The sequence below is a fragment of the Haloarcula sp. CGMCC 1.6347 genome (assembly GCF_037078395.1).
GTDB lineage: Archaea > Halobacteriota > Halobacteria > Halobacteriales > Haloarculaceae > Haloarcula > Haloarcula amylolytica.
In genome coordinates this window covers 1-938 of record NZ_JAYMGX010000010.1, presented here as the reverse complement: position 1 = coordinate 938, position 938 = coordinate 1, and the positions used below count along the sequence as shown (strand labels likewise).

General features: G+C 57.1%; 1 protein-coding gene. It reads left to right on the top strand.

From position 1 onward, the window contains the following. Nucleotides 1-77 precede the first annotated feature (77 nt). A complete protein-coding gene (locus VI340_RS19795; RefSeq protein ID WP_336359079.1) occupies nt 78-905 on the top strand; it encodes an IS5 family transposase in 828 nt (275 codons plus the stop codon). Nucleotides 906-938: the final 33 nt, after the last annotated feature.

Here is a 938-nt window from a genome sequence, read left to right as displayed (position 1 = left end):
GGCTCTGGTGAATCGCGGGACAGCGTCGGCTTCGACCGTCAGAACTAGGAAGATGAAGCGGGAAACCGTCGATGTCCATGTCGAAAATTTCCCGCTTCACAAGCAAAGTCGTTCAGTTAGCTAAAAATGCTGTTGGTAAGCGAGGCGAAGTCGCCGCCCCCGAAGGGGGTGGCGGCTTCGCCGAGTATGCTGTTGTGTCGCTGCACTGTCTACGGGTTTACCTGGAAAAATCCTACCGAGAAGCACTTGATTTGCTGAGCGAGATGCCACAAATACTTGGGGAGATCGGCCTCGACGCGGCCGATCTTCCCGATCACTCCACGCTAGTCAAGTGGTTTGATAGAATCAAGACAGCACTCTGGCGAGTGCTGCTGCGCCTCTCGGCGCAGCTGCACGACACGAGCGGTCACGCCGCGATCGACGCGACATTTTTCGACCGAGAAAACGCTAGCAAGCACTACTGCCGCCGGACGAATTACCGGGTTCAGACGCTCAAAGCGACAGCTCTCGTCGACACGGAAAGCCAAGCCATTCTGGACGTTCACTGTACGACCGAGAAACGCCACGACACACAGCTCGGCTGGCAGGTCGCCCGGCGCAACGCGGGCGACCTCGCCAGCCTCGCTGCCGACAAAGGCTACGATTGGATGGATTTACGCGAGAAACTCCGCGAAAAAGGCGTGAGACCACTAATTAAACATCGTGAGTTCCGGCCCATCGATCACGCGCATAACGCGCGGATCGATGGGCCTCGATACCGTCAACGAGCAATGTGTGAGACCGTCTTCTCCACGATCAAGCGCACGCTCGGCGACGCCGTGCGTGCGCGAACCTGGTACGGTGAATTTCGTGAACTCGTCCTGATGTGTGTGGTTCACAACATCAAGCAGTCTCTGAAACCATGAAATCAAGCTACGTCTGGCGATTCACCACGGCCG

Bases quoted from the DNA above. Each gene is read 5' to 3' on its own strand.
- VI340_RS19795 (WP_336359079.1), top strand. From the start codon at position 78: ATGTCGAAAATTTCCCGCTTCACAAGCAAAGTCGTTCAGTTAGCTAAA.